Raw genomic sequence first — 448 nt, 5'->3', positions numbered from 1 at the left:
CTCTTTGATTGTCAATAACTCTGTTTCCAATAAGATATAATTGTTTTGCAAAACTTTGTAATCGTTCTCTAATTTGTGATATTCCGCTATTAAATATTCGTTCTTGCCATTCTCTAAGAGCTGATTTAATTCGATTTTGATATTCCCTATCTCGCTCTGCTCTTTGTCTAAGTTGTCTAGTTCGTTCTTGTGTGTTAATAATATATTCTCTAGCTCTTGTTTGTATTTCTCTGCTAAGTCGCTGTAATATAGAGACGTTCTCGCTTTGCGCAAATTCTCGTAAGCTCCTTGCAGCTCTATATTTTCGTTCTGCTTGTTCTTTATCACGTCCTGTAATTTCAGAATTTCGTCTTGCAATCTCTCTATCTCGTTCAATAATTCGGTCTCTAACGCCGTCATTTACAGACCTCCATAATTCAGTTGTAAATATTGAGTTCCGTCCTTCATC

At 35.7% G+C, this 448-nt stretch carries 1 protein-coding gene; it reads right to left on the bottom strand.

Annotation, left to right across the window (positions count from 1 at the left end; translation table 11 throughout):
* On the bottom strand, nucleotides 1-448 hold a 448-nt coding region (locus CYP28_RS00055), incomplete at both ends, for a hypothetical protein (RefSeq protein WP_219811231.1).

The sequence above is a fragment of the Campylobacter concisus genome (genome assembly GCF_002914195.1).
GTDB classification, from domain to species: Bacteria; Campylobacterota; Campylobacteria; order Campylobacterales; family Campylobacteraceae; genus Campylobacter_A; species Campylobacter_A concisus_M.
Note: the sequence above shows the minus strand (reverse complement) of the source record. Positions and strands in the feature narration are given on the sequence as shown.